The 21,196-nt window shown below is 64.8% G+C and carries 15 protein-coding genes; 13 read left to right on the top strand and 2 right to left on the bottom strand.

Features of this window, described 5'->3' with window-relative positions; genetic code table 11:
- Positions 1–60: 60 nt before the first annotated feature.
- The 4 genes from CH290_RS11050 to gnd all read left to right on the top strand — a co-directional run bounded on the left by CH290_RS11050 (position 61) and on the right by gnd (position 4,884).
- The gene (locus tag CH290_RS11050; protein ID WP_019667611.1) at positions 61–468 is read left to right on the top strand and encodes a BlaI/MecI/CopY family transcriptional regulator; all 408 of its coding nucleotides are present in this window, start codon (positions 61–63) and stop codon (positions 466–468) included.
- 24 nt (positions 469–492) lie between these two features.
- Complete coding sequence (locus CH290_RS11045; protein WP_033188817.1) at positions 493–1,455, top strand: M56 family metallopeptidase; 963 nt, start codon at positions 493–495, stop codon at positions 1,453–1,455.
- Positions 1,456–1,719: 264 nt separating this feature from the next.
- The gene (locus tag CH290_RS11040; RefSeq protein WP_441347083.1) at positions 1,720–3,258 is read left to right on the top strand and encodes a DEAD/DEAH box helicase; all 1,539 of its coding nucleotides are present in this window, start codon (positions 1,720–1,722) and stop codon (positions 3,256–3,258) included.
- Between the two features lie 174 nt (positions 3,259–3,432).
- Complete coding sequence (gnd, locus tag CH290_RS11035) at positions 3,433–4,884, top strand: NADP-dependent phosphogluconate dehydrogenase (protein WP_026348219.1); 1,452 nt, start codon at positions 3,433–3,435, stop codon at positions 4,882–4,884.
- A 96-nt stretch (positions 4,885–4,980) separates the two neighbouring features.
- On the opposite strand, the gene CH290_RS11030 is transcribed toward gnd, so the two are convergent.
- The gene (locus tag CH290_RS11030; RefSeq protein ID WP_230594195.1) at positions 4,981–5,505 is read right to left on the bottom strand and encodes a DUF4262 domain-containing protein; all 525 of its coding nucleotides are present in this window, start codon (positions 5,503–5,505) and stop codon (positions 4,981–4,983) included.
- Between the two features lie 178 nt (positions 5,506–5,683).
- Here CH290_RS11030 and CH290_RS11025 point away from each other — a divergent pair, with 178 nt between their 5' ends.
- The 9 genes from CH290_RS11025 (at position 5,684) to CH290_RS10985 (ending at position 18,248) form a co-directional block, all read left to right on the top strand.
- Positions 5,684–6,997 (top strand): DEAD/DEAH box helicase, encoded by a 1,314-nt coding sequence (locus CH290_RS11025; protein WP_033188814.1) that lies wholly within the window; start codon positions 5,684–5,686, stop codon positions 6,995–6,997.
- A complete protein-coding gene (locus CH290_RS11020; protein ID WP_033188813.1) occupies positions 6,994–7,860 on the top strand; it encodes a DMT family transporter in 867 nt (288 codons plus the stop codon). Before CH290_RS11025 ends, CH290_RS11020 begins: the two co-directional genes overlap by 4 nt.
- 18 nt (positions 7,861–7,878) lie before the next feature.
- On the top strand, positions 7,879–9,315 hold the full coding sequence (locus CH290_RS11015) for a GuaB1 family IMP dehydrogenase-related protein (RefSeq protein WP_020113184.1): 1,437 nt from the start codon (positions 7,879–7,881) through the stop codon (positions 9,313–9,315).
- A gap of 318 nt (positions 9,316–9,633) precedes the next feature.
- Complete coding sequence (locus tag CH290_RS11010) at positions 9,634–11,016, top strand: hemolysin family protein (RefSeq protein ID WP_019667603.1); 1,383 nt, start codon at positions 9,634–9,636, stop codon at positions 11,014–11,016.
- Positions 11,009–12,115 (top strand): hemolysin family protein, encoded by a 1,107-nt coding sequence (locus CH290_RS11005; RefSeq protein WP_033188812.1) that lies wholly within the window; start codon positions 11,009–11,011, stop codon positions 12,113–12,115. Before CH290_RS11010 ends, CH290_RS11005 begins: the two co-directional genes overlap by 8 nt.
- Entirely contained in the window at positions 12,112–13,011 is a 900-nt protein-coding gene (locus tag CH290_RS11000; protein WP_033188811.1) for a hypothetical protein, read from the top strand. The genes CH290_RS11005 and CH290_RS11000 overlap by 4 nt, the downstream gene beginning before the upstream one ends.
- Positions 13,012–13,073: 62 nt before the next feature.
- Complete coding sequence (locus tag CH290_RS10995; protein WP_094620654.1) at positions 13,074–15,263, top strand: malate synthase G; 2,190 nt, start codon at positions 13,074–13,076, stop codon at positions 15,261–15,263.
- Between the two features lie 99 nt (positions 15,264–15,362).
- Positions 15,363–17,105 (top strand): substrate-binding domain-containing protein, encoded by a 1,743-nt coding sequence (locus tag CH290_RS10990; protein WP_230621077.1) that lies wholly within the window; start codon positions 15,363–15,365, stop codon positions 17,103–17,105.
- 3 nt (positions 17,106–17,108) lie between these two features.
- Positions 17,109–18,248 carry a metallophosphoesterase gene (locus tag CH290_RS10985; protein WP_033190248.1) on the top strand — a complete coding sequence of 380 codons (1,140 nt, stop codon included), beginning with the start codon at positions 17,109–17,111 and terminating at the stop codon, positions 18,246–18,248.
- Here the strand turns inward: CH290_RS10985 and gcvP are convergent.
- Positions 18,245–21,157 carry an aminomethyl-transferring glycine dehydrogenase gene (gene gcvP, locus CH290_RS10980; protein WP_033190252.1) on the bottom strand — a complete coding sequence of 971 codons (2,913 nt, stop codon included), beginning with the start codon at positions 21,155–21,157 and terminating at the stop codon, positions 18,245–18,247. The two genes, CH290_RS10985 and gcvP, sit on opposite strands and share 4 nt — an antisense overlap.
- Between the last annotated feature and the right edge of the window lie 39 nt (positions 21,158–21,196).

Below are 21,196 nucleotides of genomic sequence, written 5' to 3'. Positions count from 1 at the left end.
GGCGACCTTACTACCGGCAGTAGTACGCATTTGTGTCGGACTAGCCGTAGACTCGGACGAATGGCAGGTCTAGGCGAACTCGAGCGTGCAGTGATGGATCATCTGTGGGATTCATCGGAACCGCAAACCGTGCGGCAGGTCCACGAGGCGCTCGCGACTCATCGTGAACTCGCCTACACCACCGTCATGACGGTTCTTCAACGTCTGGCGAAGAAGCAACTTGTCGTCCAGCAGCGAGACGACCGCGCGCACCGTTACATACCCCTGCACGGGCGGGACGAACTGGTTGCAAGCCTCATGGTCGACGCCTTGGCGCAGGCCCCCGAGTCCGGTGGGCGCGCGGCCGCCCTCGTTCACTTCGTCGGGCAGGTAGGCGCAGACGAGGCCGCGGCCCTCCGCGAAGCACTCGCCGCACTGGAAGTGGCACAATCGGAATCGCCCACGATCGAAGATCGCAACACGAATTGATTCCTGCCCTCGGTTAGTGAGGAAATGAACTCCACCACAGCACTGGTCTTCGCGGTTCTCGCCCTGTTGCTGACGGGTCCGATTCCCGCATTCCTGAGCAAAGCTACGTGGCCCTATCGGGCCCCGCGGGCGGCCCTTGTGCTGTGGCAGGCAATCGCCGTCGCCGCCGTGTTCTCCGCCTTCAGCTCCGGCCTCGCCATCGGTGGACTGTTGCTGGTTCCAGGCCCGGACGGTCGGCCGACGACGGCGCCCACCGACGAAATAGAAGCGCTGGGCCTCCCGCTGTGGATTCTGTACGTGGTGGTGCTGGCGATCACTCTCGGAATCGGCGCGAAACTGATGTTTTCCATCGTCCAGGTTGCGGTGAAGACCAGGCGGCGGCGTGCCCGTCACCGCATGCTCGTCGACTTGCTGGACCGCGGAAGCGACGACGAGCGGCCGTTTCCCGGAATCCGAGATGCCGATGTTCGTGTTCTCGACGCCGTCGAGCCCATTGCCTACTGCCTTCCCGGTCTCAGGCAGAGAGTCGTCCTCAGCGAAGGGGTACTGACCAATCTCAGCCGTGCCGAAGTGAAAGCGATCCTCAGCCACGAACGGTCGCACCTCCGATCACGGCACGACCTGGTACTCGAGGCGTTCACCGCAGTCAACGAGGCGTTCCCGCGGATCGTGCGTAGCAAGTCCGCACTCGGCAGCGTGCAGCTTCTCGTCGAACTTCTCGCGGACGATTCGGCCGTGAAAGTCACCGGACCCACTCCCCTCGCCCGAGCGCTCGTCACGTGTGCCGGTTCCACAGCGCCGCGCGGCGCGATGGCGGCCGGCGGGCCGAGCACTCTCATTCGAGTGAAGCGCCTCAACGGACCCAGGACGGACGTCAGAACGTCGGTGGCCGCGTATGCCGCAGCTGCGGTCATTCTGGTCGTACCCACGATCTTCGTCGCCATGCCCTGGCTGGAAGAACTCAGCCGTCTCATGCGTCATTCCTGAGGGGTCGGCCAGCTCACAGTCGTTCGAATCGGCGAATCGAACGCTTGTCTTGTAGACTCGATCATCGGTCGCCATTGCGGCCGAGCAACTCGAAAAGGCACAAACAGCCCCACTCTGCGCATTCGATTCAGCGCACGGATGGCCAGGTGACAGTGCCCTGGCTCGTCAGATATTTGTTCCAGCTGTTGTTTGTGCCCTCTTTCCGTGGGCGTTCTCCCAGCTTGTGCTTCTTGGCGCGCCCGTAAACCGGAGAGGTTCAACTGCGTGACTCACGCTGTTTCGACTAGTACATCCACCCCCGACGCGTCGGACGCCACGAGCGATCCCGCCGTGGTCACCTTCGCCGAACTCGGCCTACCCGAACCTGTGGTAGCCGCCTTGGCGCGCAACTCCATCACCGTGCCCTCGCCCATCCAGGCAATGGCACTCCCGGACGCAATCGCCGGCAAGAACGTCCTCGGCCGGGCTCAGACCGGCTCGGGCAAAACGCTCGCCTTCGGCCTTCCCATCCTGGCCAGGCTCGCTCGCCACACCGACAGGCCCGCAGCCAAGCGTCCCCGTTCGCTCGTTCTCGTACCGACGCGCGAACTCGCTTTCCAGGTTGTCGAGTCCATGACTCCCTACGCAGGCGCGCTGGGCCTCACGGTCCGTGCAGCCGTCGGCGGCATGCCGTTCAACAAGCAGGTAGAACAACTTCGCCGTGGCGTCGACGTACTCGTCGCGACCCCGGGACGCCTCGCAGATCACCTCCGTCAGAGCACATGCATCCTCGATTCCATCGAGATCACCGCTCTCGACGAAGCAGACCAGATGGCCGACATGGGCTTCCTGCCCGAGGTGCGCGCAGTCCTCGCCGACACTCCGTCGGACGGCCAGCGCCTGCTGTTCTCCGCCACGCTCGATCGCGAAGTGCAGTCACTCGTCCGTCAGTTCCTGCCCGACCACGTCGAGCACTCCACTCAGGACGGCAAGGCAAGCGTCCGCACCATGGAGCACTACATGCTCATGGTCGATCGCGGCCAGAAGGACATCGTCCTGTCGGAGATCGGCGCCCGCGAAGGTCGCACCATCATGTTCGCTCGTACCAAGCTCGGTTGCGACGGAATCACCGACCGCCTTCGTGCACTCGGCATCGCAGCCGAGTCCCTGCACGGCGGCAAGGCTCAGAACCAGCGCACGCGGGTCCTCGAACGCTTCAAGAGCGGGCGCACACCTGTGCTCGTCGCTACCGATGTCGCTGCACGCGGAATCCATGTGGACGGAATCGACCTCGTCGTACATGTGGACCCGCCCGCAGACCACAAGGACTACCTTCACCGCGCCGGGCGTACCGCCCGCGCGGGAGAGAAGGGCACAGTCGTCGCAATCGTCCTGCCCAACCAGCGTCGTCAGATTCAGCGTCTGACCGGCATGGCAGGCGTGAAGTCGACTTCGGTGAACGTGTCACCCGGATCCGACGAACTCGCTCGCATCACGGGAGCGCAGAAGCCGTCCGGCGAGCCGCTGCGCGCGGTGAGCTCCGCTCCCCGTGACCGCCGCGACAGCCGTCCCCGCACCGGCGGCTACCAAGGCGACCGCCCCCGCACCGGCGGCTACCAAGGCGACCGCCCCCGCACCGGCGGCTACCAAGGCGACCGCCCCCGCACCGGCGGCTACCAAGGCGACCGCCCCCGCACCGGCGGCTACCAGGGCGACCGCCCCCGTACCAACGCAGTGCACGACGCTCCGCGGTCCGGTGGTTTTCGGAGTCGCACCGACCGCCGCGAGTACGAAGGTTTCGACGGGCCCGCTCGCAATCGCTGATCGGCCCCAAAGTTACTGACGAGTAACGCATTCCGACGCCGGAGGGCGCTGTCACGATTCTCGTGGCGGCGCCCTCCGGCGTTTCGGTTCGAACGGTGTCCGGGGTGACGACACTCGCACCACGGATATCGCCCCCAACTTCCATTGCCGGGCGTCGCAGGGAAAGCTGTACCCATGACTTCAGGAGTGGAATCGTCAGACCTCGCCCAGATCGGTGTCACCGGACTTGCCGTGATGGGTTCGAACATCGCCCGCAACTTCGCGCGCAACGGTCATACCGTTGCCCTTCACAACCGCAGCATCGCCAAGACGGATGCTCTTCTTGCCGAGCACGGCAGCGACGGCAACTTCGTTCGCACCGAGACCATCGAAGAGTTCGTCGCGGCACTGCAGAAGCCGCGTCGGGTTCTCATCATGGTCAAAGCCGGTGACGCAACCGACGCGGTGATCGAGGAGCTCGCCGGAGCGATGGAAGAGGGCGACATCATCATCGATGGTGGAAACGCTCTGTACACGGACACGATTCGCCGTGAAGCTGCGCTGAAGAAGCGCGGCCTGCTGTTCGTCGGAGCGGGAATCTCCGGTGGTGAAGAAGGTGCACTCAACGGCCCGTCGATCATGCCCGGTGGACCCGTGGACTCGTACAAGGCACTCGGCCCGTTGCTGGAGTCGATTGCTGCTCAGGTCGACGGAACGCCGTGCTGCACGCACATCGGCCCCGACGGTTCGGGTCACTTCGTCAAGATGGTGCACAACGGTATCGAGTACGCCGACATGCAGTTGATCGGTGAGGCCTACAACTTGTTCCGCGATGCTCTGGACTACACGCCTGAGCAGATCGCGGATGTTTTCACGGAATGGAACAAGGGCGACCTCGAGAGCTACCTCGTCGAGATCACGGCCGAGGTGCTGAACCAGGTCGACGCCAAGACGGGCAAGCCGCTCGTCGACGTCATCGTCGATGCAGCCGAGCAGAAGGGCACCGGTCGCTGGACGGTCAAGGCCGCCCTGGATCTGGGCGTTCCCGTGACCGGCATTGCCGAGGCTGTGTTCGCCCGCGCACTCTCGGGATCGCGTGGGCAGCGCAAAGCAGCTGTCGGTCTCGCGTCCGGTGAACTCGCAGCCAAGCCCACCGACGCGGAGCAGTTCACCCACGACATCTCTCGTGCTCTGTACGCATCCAAGATCGTCGCGTACGCGCAGGGCTTCGACCAGATCGCAGCCGGCAGTACCGAGTACGACTGGAACCTTCACCCGGGCGACCTCGCCACCATCTGGCGCGGCGGTTGCATCATTCGCGCTCGATTCCTCGATCGGATCAAGGATGCGTACGACGACAATGCCGAGCTGCCGAGTCTTATCCTCGCGCCGTACTTCCGTGAAGCCATCGAGAACGCGATCGACAGTTGGCGACGCGTTGTCGTCACGGCAGCCTCGCTCGGGATTCCGGTCCCGGCGTTCGCTTCCTCGCTCGCGTACTACGACGCGCTTCGTGCAGAGCGTCTACCCGCTGCTCTGACGCAGGGACAGCGTGACTTCTTCGGCGCCCACACCTACGAGCGCGTCGATGCAGAAGGCAAGTTCCACACTCTCTGGAGCGGTGACCGCAGCGAAGTCCAAGCCTGACGCGTAGGCGTTCCGATCGTGGTGCACCGAACCGTGCGCGGTCCGGTGTACCACGATCGTCGCCGTCGTGAGCGGCGCTGTTCGCCTCCATCGCCACTACCACCCCGGCGGCGGACCGAGTATCGGTTGCACGATCGTCGAGGGGTACTCCCCTTCCCATGGCAGATTGCCGTAGTGATCCCGCCAGACAGCCTGTACGGCGCGTAGCGCGCCGTCGGGATAGAGACGTCGGCACATCAGAAGCCACTCCTCCGGATAGGCGACGTCGACGAACGACACCTCGAACCCGCCGGCGGTGCAGTACTGGCCTGCCTCGAAGTGCTGCCCTCCGAATTGAATTCGACGAGCGAGTACGTTGAGCACTGCTGCCGACTCACCCGGTGACCGACCCGTCATCACGATCTCGGGGTGGCCCATGCCGGCAAGTCCCACCGTGTAGCAGAACGCAGGATCGACCATCCCGTCACCCGCGTAGTCGTCGTCGGTGTGGCCGCTGTTCCCGAATTCACCGTCCAGGGCGGTGGCGGCGCTGGACGACACGTATTGCAGCGCCCACCCGTATCGCCCGATCAAGGTCTCCACCGAGTCGACGTAGTCGTCGATCGACTGCCCGTTGCACATCCCGCACATGCTGCCCCCTGAAGTCGTGTAGCCCCGTCGTGTTCGAACTCATGTTCGAGTGGGTAGATGATGACGCAGAGGTCCGACAGAAACGCCGACACCGACGAGGTTCGGTCGGCGCGAGGAACGGATGGGAATGTCCCTCGGCCGGGTGGATGAGGAGCGGTACTGTTCCGCTATGCCCGACCACCACTCGACATTTGCAGACCTGGGGCTGAAACCTGTCGTGGTACACGCTCTCCGAAGGAGCGGTGTCGAGTCACCGTTTCCGATTCAGGCCGCGGTGGTACAAGATGCGTTGGCCGGCTCGGACATTCTCGGGCGTGCCCCGACCGGTTCGGGTAAGACCTTGGCGTTCGGGTTGCCGCTGCTTCAACGGCTGAGCGGAGGCAGTAGCCGACCCTCCCGTCCGCGGTCGGTGATACTGGCTCCGACGCGAGAACTGGCGCTCCAGATCGAGAAGGCTCTCGACGAGGCTGCTCTGGCCTTGGGGGTGCGAGTCGCGGCTGTCGTCGGTGGCGTTCCCGTCCGGCGTCAGGCGGAGCGCCTCGCTCGAGGTGTGGATGTCGTGGTGGCGACACCCGGGCGTCTGGACGATCTGGCTGCCCGAGGCTTCGTCGATCTGAGTTCGGTGACGATTTCCGTGGTCGACGAGGCCGACAGGATGGCGGATCTGGGATTCCTGCCCCAAGTCGTCTCTGTGCTGGATCGTACCGACTCGACGGGTCAGCGAATGTTGTTCTCGGCCACCCTCGACGGCGACGTCGACGACCTGATCCGTCGATATCTCCGTTCTCCGGTCACGCACACCGTCGACGTGCTCCCGATCGCGGAGCGCACAGCGCGACACCATTTCTTCCGTGTCGTCGGATCGGAGAAGGAGTCCGTGGTGGCGTCCATCGCTTCGCGAGACGGACAGACCATGCTGTTCGTCCGAACGAAGTTCGCGGTCGATCGCCTGACCGAGTCACTGCGTTCGGTGGGGGTGAACGCAGCCGGCCTACACGGCGACAAAACGCAGGCCAATCGCATCCGAACGCTGGCGTCGTTCGAGGCTGGACATGTCCCGGTCCTGGTTGCAACGGATGTGATGGCACGGGGAATCCATGTCGATTCCGTCTCGGTCGTCGTCCACGTCGATCCACCCGCCGATGCGAAGGAGTACACCCATCGCGCCGGCAGAACAGCACGAGCCGGCGCCTCGGGGGTCGTGGTGACGTTGGCGACCGAGTCCCAGGTGCCTGCTGCCGTGGCCGCGGCTACCGCGGCAGGCATCGACGCGCACTTCGTGGCTGTGACCGAACACGATCCGGTTCTCGTGTCCGTCGTCGGCGCGCGGCGACCCCCCGGGCGACCGGTCACCGACCCGTTTCCGGCGACTGCGACCGGAACGAGCACCGCTGCGCCCGGCAGGTCGCGCCCCGGCCGAACGCCCGGATCTTCGCGTGCGTCACGCCGAGGCGTGGCCGGGCGTCGTAGCGGACGCCGATGAACGGGTTTCCGGTATTGACCGTGGCACTCGCGCTCGTCGCGGCGATGCTGTTCGCGTGCGCTTCGGTGGCGCAACAGAGCGCCGCGGCCGCGGTCCCGGAAGGCCGATCCTTGATGTCGACGCTCCTCCGAAGCCCGCGGTGGTGGGCAGGGGTTGTCGGCGACGTCGGTGGCTATGCGGTTCAGGTCGCCGCGTTGTGGGTGGGAAGTGTGCTTATCGTCCAGCCGTTGGTCGTGTCCATGCTGCTCTTCGCACTCCCCTTGTCCGCGAAGTTCTCCGGCTTCAAGATGACCCGATCGACGTGGCTGCTGGCGATTTCTCTGGCGCTCGCACTTGCGGTCTTCATCGTCGTCGGTGATCCGACCGAAGGCCACTCCAATGCACCGTTCGCCGACTGGCTGGTTCCGCTGCTGGTGACGACGGTCGTGATATCGGTGTTCGCGGTGGCCGGATTCGTCCTGCACAACCCCGGATACCGAGCGCTGTTGCTCGGCGCCGCCGGTGGGCTTCTGTTCGGAGTGGCGGTGGCGTTCACCAAGTTCGTGACCGACCTCGTGGAGAAAGACCTCGTTTCTGCCATCACCGCGTGGCAGACGTACGCACTCGTCGGGTGCGGCGTTCTGGGTTTCTACCTTCAGCAGGTTGCGTTCCAAGCTGGTCCGCTCTCCGCGTCCCTCCCCGCTGTGACCATCGGAGAACCGTTCGGGGCGGCGTTCCTGGGAATCACCGTGCTCGACGAGCGCGTTCGCGACGACCCCGGCGCTTTGGTGATCATCGGCTGCTCGGTCCTGGTCATGATCGTCGCGACGATCGCGCTGTCTCGGTCGCAGGCCCAACTGGCCGAGAGCGTAACCGGCGCCTGACAGGTAAGCTGGCGCAACGTGCAGTTTCTCGATGGCCACCGGCCCCCATACGACCTGACGTACGACGACGTGTTCTTCGTCCCGAACCGAACGGATGTCACCTCCCGTTTCGATGTCGATCTCTCGACCTCCGACGGCACGGGTACCACCATTCCGATCGTCGTGTCGAACATGACCGCGGTGTCCGGTCGGCGGATGGCCGAGACCGTTGCGCGACGCGGTGGGATCACTGTCCTACCTCAGGATCTGCCCATCGAGGCAGTCGCGGACACAGTTGCCTTCGTCAAGAGCCGCGATCTCGTCGCGGACACCCCGGTAGTGCTGGCGCCCGACGCCTCGGTGTCCGACGCACTCGCTCTCGTACACAAGCGCGCTCACGGCGCCGTCGTCATCACGGAGGAGGGACGTCCTGTCGGTGTCGTCACCGAGGCGTCCTGCACCGATGTGGACCGCTTCGCTCGCGTGCAGTCCGTTGCGGCAACGGATTTCGTGACGGCACCGGCAGATGCGTCGCCGCGTGAGGTGTTCGATGCCCTCGAGGCCGCCCACGAGAACCTTGCCGTGCTGGTGAATCCGGACGGGACTCTCGCCGGTGTGCTCACGAAGACAGGCGCGGTGCGCGCGGGGATCTATGCGCCTGCCGTCGACACGAACAATCGGTTGCGTATCGCCGCAGCGGTCGGCATCAACGGTGACGTCACCGCGAAGGCGCGTGCACTCGTCGAGGCCGGGGCCGACGTTCTGGTCATCGACACTGCGCACGGTCATCAGGAGAAGATGCTGGACGCGTTGGCTGCGATCTCCGCGCTCGACCTCGGTGTTCCTCTGGCTGCGGGCAACGTCGTGTCCGCCGAAGGCACTCGCGATCTGATCGGAGCCGGAGCGGACATCGTGAAGGTCGGCGTCGGACCTGGCGCGATGTGCACCACCCGGATGATGACGGGTGTGGGTCGACCACAGTTCTCCGCTGTTGCGGAATGCTCTGCGGCGGCAGCTGATCTCGGTGGATCGGTCTGGGCCGACGGCGGCGTGCGGCACCCCCGCGACGTGGCTCTTGCGCTGGCTGCGGGTGCTGCGAACGTCATGATCGGGTCGTGGTTCGCCGGAACGTACGAGTCTCCCGGTGATCTGCGTACCGATTCGTCGGGTCGCGCCTACAAGGAGAGTTTCGGAATGGCGTCCAAGCGTGCGGTTGCTGCACGGACGGCCACCGACAGTGCGTTCGACCGTGCACGAAAGGGCTTGTTCGAGGAGGGGATCTCCAGTTCGAGGATGCGCTTGGACCCGGACCGCCCCGGGGTCGAGGATCTGATCGACCACATCTGCGCTGGTGTGCGCAGTACCTGCACGTACGCGGGTGCTCGTAACCTCTCCGAGTTGCACGACCGCGCCGTGCTCGGGGTGCAGTCGGCTGCAGGTTTCGCCGAGGGAAGGCCATTGCCGACAGGTTGGTGAGTATCCCGACCGGCTGGTGAACGTGTCGAGGCTGTCCGCGGGCGCTGCCCGAGCCGTGTTCTCGGCGGGAAACCGTTAAGATCAGGGCTTCGGCAATACGCGGACTTCCTCCGCACAGTGTCCGCTCGAGGCGGGCGGGGGGAAGCGAGAGAAAGGACCAAGGTGCCCGAGGCACCCGTTATCAGCACTGTTGTGACCGCTCAGGGCGAGTCCAACGACGAGGGCTCCACTTCGGAGGGCTCCTCTATCGAGCCGGGTGAACGACCCGGCGAAACTCACGGCGCGATGCGCCTCTCCCAACTCCGGCGGCGATGACCGGTGGAGATTGCGATCAGCATCCTCGGCCTACTCGGCTTCGTGGCGTTGACCGCCGGCACAGCGCTCTTCGTGGCAGCGGAATTCTCACTGACCGCGCTGGAGCGAAGTGCAGTCGATTCGGCGGCCGCCGATCTCGGTGACATGCGCGCCCGGCAGGTCCAGCGTGCGCACAAGACGTTGTCCTTCCAGCTGTCCGGTGCACAACTGGGCATCACGATCACGACGCTGATCACCGGTTATCTGGCCGAGCCGATCCTCGCGGGATTCTTCGTTCCGCTGGCGACGGCGGTCGGTGCCTCCGACACCGTCGCCTCTGCGGTGTCTCTGGCGGCAGCCTTGTTGATCGCCACGTCGTTCTCGATGATCTTCGGTGAGCTCGTACCGAAGAACATCGCCATCGCAATGCCCATGGCGACTGCCCGTGCGACCGCCGGAGCGATGTCAGGGTTCTCGGCGGTCTTTCGATGGGCCATCAAGGGTCTGAACGGGTCGGCGAACTGGCTGGTTCGGCGACTGGGCATCGAACCTGCCGAGGAGTTGAGGTCGGCGCGTTCGCCGCGCGAGCTCGGCTCGCTCGTGCGCACGTCGGCACAACTCGGAGCGCTGGACGAGGGAACGGCCCGCCTGGTGGACAGGTCGTTGCAGTTCGGCGAGCGCACAGCCGAGGAATTGATGACTCCCCGGGTGAAGGTGGAGTCGTTGTCGGTGTCGGACACTGCGTTCGACTTGATCGAAACCGCCGCGCGTACCGGCTTTTCGCGCTTTCCCGTCGTCGACGGCGACTTGGACGACACGGTCGGAGTGGTGCACATCAAGCATGCATTCGCTGTCGGGAGCGCACACCGCCGCACTACCCGACTCGCCGACCTGGCTCAGGACGTGCCGGTCGTGCCCTCGAGTCTCGACGGGGACACCGTGATGGAACGGGTGCGGGCGGACGGAATGCAGGTTGCCCTGGTCGTCGACGAGTACGGCGGAACCGCCGGGATGGTGACGATGGAAGACCTCATCGAGGAAATCGTCGGAGACGTCCGCGACGAGCACGACGAACCGGAAGTCGACGTGCAGCGGGTGGGTGACAGTTGGATCTGTTCCGGGCTGCTGCGCATCGACGAGGTAGCTACGGCCACCGGTTATCGAGCCCCTGAAGGGGAGTACGAGACCATCGGCGGACTCGTACTGACCCGACTCGGGCGGATCCCCACCGAGGGAGACACCACCGTCCTTCCTGCTGGTCCGTTCGAGGAGCCGTCGGAGTCGGACGGTGGTTGGATCGCGAAGGTCACGCGCATGGACGGTCGGCGTATCGACCGAATTCTGCTCCAGCCGGTAGACGCCGAACGTATCGCGACGGTGGGCAAGGAGGCGAGAATCCGTGGGTGACGTATTGGCTGTTCTGCTCGCCGTCTTTCTGCTCGCCGGCAATGCGTTCTTCGTCGGTGCCGAGTTCTCGCTGATCTCGGCGCGCCGCGATCGTCTGGAATCCCTTCTCGCACAGGGCAAGAAACGGGCGAAGTCGGTCATCGAGGCGGGCCAGAACCTGTCGCTGATGTTGGCTGCCGCCCAGCTCGGCATCACCATCTGCTCGATTCTGCTGGGTAGGGTGGGTGAGCCGGCGGTTGCGCACCTGTTCGAGAAACCGATGGACTGGGTCGGCATTCCCGACGCCTTCCTTCATCCCATCTCGTTCACCATCGCGCTCGGTCTCGTGGTGGTGTTGCACATTCTCATCGGTGAGATGGTTCCGAAGAACATCGCCATTGCTGGTCCGGAGCGGACTGCGATGATTCTGGTGCCGATCCATCTCATGTTCATCAAGTTGGCCAAGCCGTTGATCTCGTTCTACAACGTGTGCGCCAACCTGACGCTGCGTGCGCTGAGGATCGAGCCCAAGGACGAGCTCGATTCCTCGGTCTCCGCGGACGAGTTGTCGCAGATGATCGGCGAGTCGCGATCGGAAGGTCTCATCGACGAAGAAGAGCATCGGCGTCTGACGCAGGCTCTGGACACGTCGGGCCGGACCGTCGCGGATGTTCTCATTCCGTCTGCGCAGGTACGTAGTGTGCGTCTCGCGGTATCGGACAGGGCAGCCGGACCGACGCTCGGTTCCGTGGAGGAAGCAGTGACCGCTACGGGATTCTCGCGGTATCCGGTGCAGGCTCCCGACGGTTCGCTGGTGGGATACCTGCACCTGAAGGACGTTCTGGAATACATGGTCGACGACGCGGCAGGCCCCGAGTCGGTGATTCCGCGTTCCGAGGTGCGCCCCCTACCTGTGGTCTCGTCGGACACGACGCTCGACGATGCGCTGACGCGTCTGCGGCGGACGCGTAGCCACTTGGGTGTCGTGCACGATTCGACTGGCTCGACCATCGGGATCGTCGCACTGGAGGATTTGGTCGAGGAGTTCGTCGGTACCGTTCGAGACGGCACACACCGGATCGCGGGTCCTGCCCCCGGTGGAGTCCTTCGGCGACCATGACATCGGAGTTGCGAGAGGCGGAGTGGACGGCGTCGAGGGAGATGCATTTCGCGCGCGTCGAGCACCTGATCGGCGATTATCTGGTGCAGCGCGCGGAGGGTGCGTACCACCCGGTCCTCGACTTTCTGTTCACGTACTATAGCTTCAAGCCGGGACACCTGAAGCGATGGAGTCCCGGTTACGGCGTCACGCTGACCGGGCCGAGAGCCGACGAATATGCCCAGTTCGCAGCCTACGAACCGGCGCCGAGCGGAGGCTATCGGGTACGCGAGTCACTGCTCGAGCGCAGGCTGTCCGCGGTCGAGTTCACGCACGGCCTTCTGTCCGCGACGACTACTCGCCCACCGAACCTGGGGTGTTTCGGCCTGCACGAGTGGGCGATGGTCTACCGGGGCGGCGAAGCCGCCCTCCGGCACGGAACGGTTCCACTGCGCCTCGGTCACGCGGGTACCGACAGCGTCGTGGAGAAAATGAACCTTCGGTGCACGCATTACGACGCTTTTCGCTTCTTCACCGACGACGCGGTACCTCGCAACATGTTGCGCCTCGAGCCGAGCGGCAGAGTGGACCGTGAACAGCCGGGGTGCGTCCACGCCAGCATGGATCTGTACAAGTGGAGCTACAAGCTGTCACCCCTCGTGGACTCGGCCCTGGTCACGGACTGCTTCGAGCTCGCACTGGACGCACGAACCGTCGATATGCGTGCAAGTCCCTACGATCTGTCGGATTACGGCGTCGACGCCATCGAGATCGAAACCCCGTCAGGACGAGCGGAGTACGTGCGTGCGCAGACTCGACTGATGGACAGGGCTGCCCCTCTCCGCTCGGAACTTATCCGCCGATGCCAGAATCTACTGGTGAGCGGCGGTGCCACCGCCCGAGCTACCGCCGAGTAACATAGGCGGAGTTGTCGCCGAGGCGCCTTGTGCGCGTTTTGACCGGAAAGAGCGAGGGATTCATGACCGATCGTGTTTCTGTTGGTGGTCTTCAGGTTGCCCAGGTTTTGTACGACTTCGTGCAGAACGAAGCGCTTCCGGGCACCGGTGTGGATTCGGAGAAGTTCTGGAGCGGCGTGGAGGCCGTGATCACGGATCTGGCCCCGAAGAACAAGGCCCTGCTGGGTGTTCGTGACGAAATCCAGGGCAAGGTCGATGCGTGGCACGGTGAGCACGCCGGACCGAATTACGACAGGAGCGCATACACGGCGTTCTTGAAGGAAATCGGGTACCTGGTCGATGAGCCCGCGGACTTCCACATCACCACCTCCGGTGTCGACACCGAGATCACCTCCACCGCGGGCCCGCAGCTCGTGGTCCCGGTGCTTAACGCCCGCTTCGCGATCAACGCTTCCAACGCACGCTGGGGATCGCTCTACGACGCCTTGTACGGCACCGACGCCATCCCGGAGGACGGCGGCGCGGAGAAGGGCACCAGCTACAACAAGGTCCGCGGCGACAAGGTCATCGCCTTCGCCCGCGAGTTCCTCGACGAGGCTGCTCCCCTGTCCTCCGGTTCACACGTGGGCACCACCCAGTATGTTGTCGATGCCGCATCGTTGACGGTGACCCTCGCCGACGGATCCACCGTCGGTTTGGCAGACCCGGCGCAGCTGCTCGGATATCAGGGCGCACCGGATGCGCCGACGGCGATTCTTCTCGTGCACAACGGGTTGCATTTCGAGATCCAGATCGATCCGCAGTCTCCGATCGGCGCGACCGACGCGGCAGGGGTCAAGGATGTTCTGCTCGAATCCGCGGTGACCACGATCATGGACTTCGAGGATTCGGTCGCGGCGGTCGATGCCGACGACAAGGTTCTCGGCTACCGCAACTGGCTCGGTTTGATGCGCGGCGATCTCACCGAAGAGGTCTCCAAGGGCGGCAAGACCTTCACCCGCAGCTTGAACCAGGACCGCAGCTACACGGCGGTCGACGGCAGTGCAGGTGACGGCGGTGAGCTCATCCTGCACGGTCGGTCGCTGCTGTTCGTCCGCAACGTCGGGCATCTGATGACCTCCGATGCGATCCTCGACGCCGACGGCAACGAGGTCCCCGAGGGCATCCTCGATGCACTGTTCACCTCGCTCGCGGGTCTGCATTCCCTCGGTGCGGACAATGTCCTGAAGAACAGCCGCACCGGATCGTTGTACATCGTCAAGCCGAAGATGCACGGTCCCGACGAGGTCGCGTTCACTGCGGAACTGTTCGGCCGGGTGGAGCAGGTTCTCGGGTTGCCGGTCAACACCCTCAAGGTCGGCATCATGGACGAGGAACGCCGCACCACGGTCAACTTGAAGGCCGCGATCGAGGCTGCGAAGGAACGTGTGGTGTTCATCAACACCGGGTTCCTCGACCGGACGGGCGATGAGATCCACACCTCGATGGAGGCCGGACCGGTCGTGCCGAAGGGTGAGATGAAGGCCCAGGGCTGGATCAAGGCGTACGAGGACTTCAATGTCGACACCGGGTTGGCGGCCGGGTTGGAAGGTAAAGCGCAGATCGGCAAGGGCATGTGGGCGATGCCGGATCTGATGCACGACATGCTCGAGCAGAAGATCGGGCATCCACAGTCCGGTGCCAACACTGCGTGGGTGCCCTCGCCGACGGCAGCGACGTTGCACGCCTTGCACTATCACAAGGTCGATGTGTTCGCCCGTCAGGAAGAGATCGCGAAGTCCAAGCGCGCCACTGTCGAGGAGATCCTCGAGATTCCGTTGGCACCTGCGACCGACTGGTCCGAGGAGCAGAAGCAACGCGAGCTCGACAACAATGCCCAGTCGATCCTCGGGTATGTGGTGCGGTGGATCGATCACGGTGTGGGATGTTCGAAGGTTCCCGACATCAATGACATCGCGTTGATGGAAGATCGGGCGACGCTGCGTATCTCGAGTCAGTTCCTGGCGAACTGGTTGCGGCACGGCATCGTCACCGAAGATCAAGTGCGTGCCTCGCTCGAGCGGATGGCGCCGGTGGTGGACCGACAGAACGCATCGGACCCGACGTACAAGAACCTCGCGCCGGATTTCGAGTCGAACATCGCCTTCCAAGCGGCCAGTGACCTGATCTTCCAGGGCACCAGCCAGCCCAACGGCTACACCGAACCGATCCTGCACCGCCGCCGCCGCGAGTACAAAGCAGCAACACGCTGACGAGCCCGCGGAGTGACCGGGCAGTTACAGGAGCGGAGCCCGCGGAGTGACCGGATGACACTGTGCGGTCACTTGGGGCGCGACAAGTAACCTCTTGTCGTGGGCGAACATCGAACCTCCGGCGGATCCCGTGGAGTGAGCAAGGGACCCGTCGTCGCGGCGGGCACCATCCTCGTGGTGGTGCTCGCTGTGTTCGGTTGGTTCCAACTCCGCGACCGTATTGCCGATCAGGGCACGGAAGCGGCCGATACCTGTGTCGAAGGTCCGGCGGTGGTGCCGATCGTCGTCGACCCGGACATCTCGTCGCAGGTGACACAGTTGGCGGCGGCGTTCACCGACAGTTCTCCTGTGGTACGCGATCACTGCGTGTCGCTCGAGGTGTCCACTCACGATTCCGCTGTGGTGGGACCTGCCCTGGCTGCGGGCGAAAGCGCGTGGGACGCTGCTGCGTTGGGTCCGCAACCGGCGTTGTGGATCCCGCGGTCGTCGGATTCCGTTGCCGATCTACCGGCCGGCGCTGTGAACGGCACGCCTCGTTCTGTCGCGTCGTCACCGGTTGTCCTGGCTGCACCGATCGCTGTAGCCGATGCGCTGGAGGCCGCGGACATCGGGTGGGCCGATATTCCTCGCCTGCAGGCGGCACCCGACGGGCTCGACGCGATCGGACTTCCCGGGTGGGGCGGGCTTCGCCTTCTCCTTCCCCTCGGGCCGGAATCCGATGCGTCGACGGCCGCGCTGCGAGCGGTAGCGGCAACCACCTACGACTCCTCCGTGTACGACGAATCGGGCGTTGCCAGTGCGGACGTCGCCCGAAGCGCGCCCACTGTCTCCGCGATGTCCGCGCTCGCGACCACCGATCTCGGAACGCCCTCCACGACGAGCGATTCGACCGATTCGGCACTTGCCCGGCTGAGCGCCGACACTTCACCGACAGCCGACGCGCACACTGTTCCGGTGTCTGCGAGGCAACTCACCGCGTCGTCCCAGAGTGGTGTCACGGCTTTCACTCCGCGAGGTGACGGGCCCGTGTTCGACCACCCGGCCGTGGTGCTGGCCGGAGCGTGGACGGACGACACGGCGAGCCGCGCCGCAGCACAGTTCGTCGACTTCATGTCCGGGCCGGACAACACTTCGGTGTTCTCCGACGCGGGGTTCGATGTTGCCGCTCGGTCGCCGGTGTCGCTGCCACCGCAGAACACCGAGTTCGGCCGAACGCTTGTCGATGCAGTTCTCGAGCCTGCTACACCTCGGCGAGTGACGACACTTCTCGACGCATCCGGGTCGATGGACACGGCGGAGGGTTCGGAGACTCGGTTGCAGAACACAGTTGCAGCATTGGATCGCCAGTTCGACTCGGTCATGGATGCCACCGAATTGGGGTTGTGGATCTACAGCAAGGATTTGGACGGCACACGCGCGTTCCGAACCCTTGTGCCGACCGGCCCGGTCGAGGAAGTCCTGGGTAGCGAGACTCGTCGGGAACGTCTGTTGGCCGAGGCCGCGGCGGTTCGACCCGCCACTGCGACGTCGACGTACGAGTCGGTGCTCGCCGCCTATCTCGACGCTCTGTCGACGTACGTCCCCGGCAAGCCGAACAGCGTCGTCCTCATCACCGACGGTCCGAACGACGATCCGACCATCTCGGCGAGTCGATTCCTGGAGATGGTGTCGGATCTGATCGATCCGGAGCGTCCGGTGGCAGTCGATGTCGTCGCGATCGGAACCAATCCGGACAGTTCGACGTTGCAGTCAGTGTCCGATGCCACGGGCGGCTCGTTCAACACCGTTGCGTCGTCGGACGGTGAGGAACTCCCCGACCTTCTTCGAAAGTTGCTGTACTGAAACATGATTCGCCTTCTTGCCTTCGGCACGTTCCTTGCCGTCATCGGTCTCGTGCTCCATTTTCGCTACATTCGGGCCACCAAGCTTCGTCGTCCGTACTCCACTGCAGCGGACACTGTGCTGGTCGTCATGTGGCTACTGGCTCTGGTCGGCATCGGATCGGGCGAGGTCTTCGATCCGGCATGGGCGCGAGTTCCGGCGTTCGTCGGTCTCAGTTGGCTCGCTGTGGTGCTGTACCTGGTGCTGGGCACAGTGCTGGTCGGCGTCGTCACCCTCCTTGTACGCATCGTGTCGGCGGCACGCCGTCGTGAGTCGCGCGCGCTTCGGCTACGCATTCACAGAATCGGCTCCGCGATCGCGGCGTCCGTCGCTGTGGTGGCCGTCGGGTACGGCCTCGTCGAGGCTGCACTCCCGAAGGTGACCGACACTCGCGTCGCGCTCGATCGGTTGCCCTCCGAATTCGACGGTACGCGCGTGGCTCTGGTGTCCGATCTTCACGTCGGACCGGCCCGTGGAGCCGGCTTCGTTCAACGCGTGGTGGACGACGTCAATGCACAGTCGCCCGAACTCGTGATCCTGGACGGCGATCTGATCGACGGCACCGTCGACCTCGTCGGAACAGACCTCGCTCCGCTGCAGCAGCTCGACGCTCCCCTCGGAGTGTTCGCCGTGAGCGGTAATCACGAGTTCTATGCGGACGACGGTGGGAAATGGTTGGACCTGTGGGAGACGCTGGGTGTGACCGTTCTGAGGAACGAACACGAGACGATCAGCAAGTCCGGTGCCTCCATCGACATCGCCGGCATCAACGACGCAACCGCACCGGCGCCGTACGAACCCGATCTCGGTGCTGCCCTGGACGGGAGGGATGCGTCTCGGTTCGTGTTGCTGTTGGCACATCAGCCGCTGCAGGCGTTCGAGGCATCGGACATGGGGGTGGACTTCCAGGTCTCCGGTCACACGCATGCCGGACAGATCTGGCCACTGCGGTATCTCGTCCCGTTGCAGCAGCCGAGCGTCGAAGGCCTCGATCGTGTCGGTGACACCACGCTCTACACCACGCGTGGGGCCGGCGCCTGGGGTCCGCCCGTCAGGGTTGCAGCACCGCCCGAGATCGCGATGCTGAACCTGACGTCCAGCTAACCCCGAGGCGACGCCGAGTCGCTCCGGGGGCTCCACTCGAGGTCCGCGATCGGCGGGCACGAGCACACCAGGTTGCGATCGCCGTGGGCGCCGTCGATGCGGCGTACTGCAGGCCACACCTTGGCCCGTCCCGCAGCGATCGATCCTCTCTTCGCGTTGGCTTCCCACGGATACGCGGCTTCTTCGCGTGTGTACGGGTGAGTCCATTCCCCGACCAGGCACCGAGCCGTGTGGGGAGCGCCGCGCAACGGGTTGTCCGTCGACGGCCACTCCCCCGAACCGACCCGATCGATCTCGCCGCGAATTGCGATCATGGCATCGCAGAATGCGTCGATCTCGTCCAGATCCTCGCTTTCCGTCGGCTCGACCATCAAGGTTCCCGCCACGGGAAAGCTCATGGTCGGAGCGTGGAATCCGTAGTCGGCCAGCCTTTTCGCTACGTCGTCCACGGTCACGCCCGTCGCCTTCGTCAGCCCGCGGAGATCGAGAATGCACTCGTGCGCAACCATCCCGTTCTCTCCCGTGTACAGAACGGGGAAGTACTCGTCGAGGCGTCGGGCGATGTAGTTGGCCGACGCGATCGCGGTGAGGGTGGCGCGTCGTAGACCCTCGGCGCCCATCATCCGCACGTACGCCCACGTGATCGACAGAATGGACGCGCTTCCGAACGGCGCGGCCGAGATCGTCGCTCCGCTGCCCAGTTCCGGTCGGAGCGGGTGCCCCGGCAGATACGGTGCGAGATGCGATCGCACGGCGACCGGACCGACTCCCGGTCCTCCTCCGCCGTGCGGGATGCAGAAGGTCTTGTGCAGGTTGAGGTGGCTGACGTCGCCGCCGAACCTCCCGGGACGTGCGAGTCCGACGAGTGCGTTCAGGTTCGCGCCGTCGACGTACACCTGACCTCCCGCGTCGTGCACAGCAGCGCATATCTCGTCAATGTCGTGCTCGTACACGCCGTGAGTCGACGGGTAGGTGATCATGATCGCGGCGAGGGAATCCGCGTGCTCGCCGATCTTGGCGCGCAGGTCGTCGACATCCACGTCGCCGTTGGCGCGGCACGTGACGACGACGACCTTCATACCTGCCATGACCGCCGATGCCGCGTTGGTGCCGTGCGCACTCGACGGGATGAGGCAGATATCGCGGTGACTATCACCGCGGCCGAGGTGATAGTCACGAATCGCGTGAAGGCCGGCGTATTCGCCCTGACTTCCCGCATTCGGTTGCAGGCTCACCGCGTCGTAGCCGGTGATGTCGACCAGCCACTTCTCGACGTCCGCTATGACGGCGCGGATTCCTTCGGTGTCGCTGTCGGGTGCGAACGGATGCAGCCGGGCGAATCCGGGCCAGGTGATGGATTGCATCTCGGCTGTCGCGTTGAGCTTCATCGTGCACGACCCGAGTGGAATCATGCTGCGGTCGAGGGCGATGTCCTTGTCCGCCAGCATCCGCAGGTATCGAAGCATCGACGTCTCGGTTCGGTGCCGGGTGAACGCAGGGTGGGTGAGGAATTCGGACGTTCGAATCAGCGAGTCGGGCAACGACGACCGTGCGGACTCCGCGCTCGGCCCGGCGTCGAACGCGGCGAGTACCTGCTCGACGATGTCGGTGGTGGTCGCTTCGTCGCATGCGATCGAGACACGGTCGTCGTCGACCGTGCGCAGGTTGATACCGGAGCGTTGCGCTGCCTCGACGACGCTCCGAGCTCGACCCGGCACGAGCGCGGTGATCGTGTCGAAGAACGAGGTGGATTCGACGGAGATGTTCGACGCTGCGAGCCCGTCGGCCAGCGCGACCGCGTGGGCGTTGACTCGGCGAGCGATGTCGCGGAGTCCCGAACTTCCGTGATACGCGGCGTACATGGCGGCCACGATCGCGAGCAGGACCTGCGCGGTGCAGATGTTGCTGGTCGCCTTCTCGCGTCGAATGTGCTGTTCACGGGTCTGCAACGCCAGTCGGTACGCGAGGTTGCCGTCGGCATCCACCGACACGCCGACGAGCCGTCCCGGAAGCTGACGTGCGTGGCCGTTCCGTACGGCGAGGTAACCGGCGTGCGGTCCACCGAATCCCATCGGGACACCGAATCGTTGGGTGGTGCCGAAACATGCGTCCGCTCCCATGTCGCCCGGGGACGTGAGCAGGGTGAGCGCCAACAAATCGGCTCCGACGGCCACCAGGGCACCACGGGTGTGTGCGTCGTCGATCATGGCGGAGTGGTCGACGACGGCCCCGGATGCGCCCGGGAGCTGAACGAGGACGCCGAAGAACTCTCCGTCGGGAAGTCCGCCGGTGACGTCGTGCCGCACGAGCTCGATACCGAGGGGCTCCGCGCGCGTCTCGAGGACTGCCCAGGTCTGCGGGAAGACGTCGTCGTCCACCACGAACCGCGGGGACGTCGAGCCCCGATTGGCGCGCCTGAGCAGCGTCATGGCCTCGGCGGCGGCCGTGGCCTCGTCGAGCATCGACGCACCGGCCACGTCCATTCCGGTCAGGTCGGACACCATCGTCTGGAAGTTGAGGAGCGCCTCGAGCCTGCCTTGGCTGATCTCCGGTTGATACGGGGTGTACGCCGTGTACCACGCGGGGTTCTCGAGGATGTTCCGAGTCAGGACCGGCGGTGTCAGGGTGTCGTAATAGCCGAGACCTATCATCGACGTGGCGACCACGTTCCGTGCGGCGAGGGCCGCGAGTTCGGCCAGCGCTTCGTGTTCGCCGAGTGGAAGTGGGAGTCCGGCGAGGCCGTCGGCAATGCCGTCGACGGACCCATCGAGAATCGAGGCAGGCACCGCGCGTTCTGCGAGTTCGTCGAGCGATCCGCCGGCGACGACGTCGAGTATTCGGGACAGTGCCGCACCGTCCGGTCCGATATGTCGATCGGAAAACGACGGGCGAGAACTCTGTTCGGTCATGAGACGCTCCGGTGGATGCATGCTGACGGGTGGAGTGAC

Source organism: Rhodococcus sp. 06-156-4 (assembly GCF_002259345.1).
Taxonomy (GTDB): domain Bacteria; phylum Actinomycetota; class Actinomycetes; order Mycobacteriales; family Mycobacteriaceae; genus Rhodococcoides; species Rhodococcoides fascians_E.
This window is presented reverse-complemented; position numbering and strand designations above follow the sequence as displayed.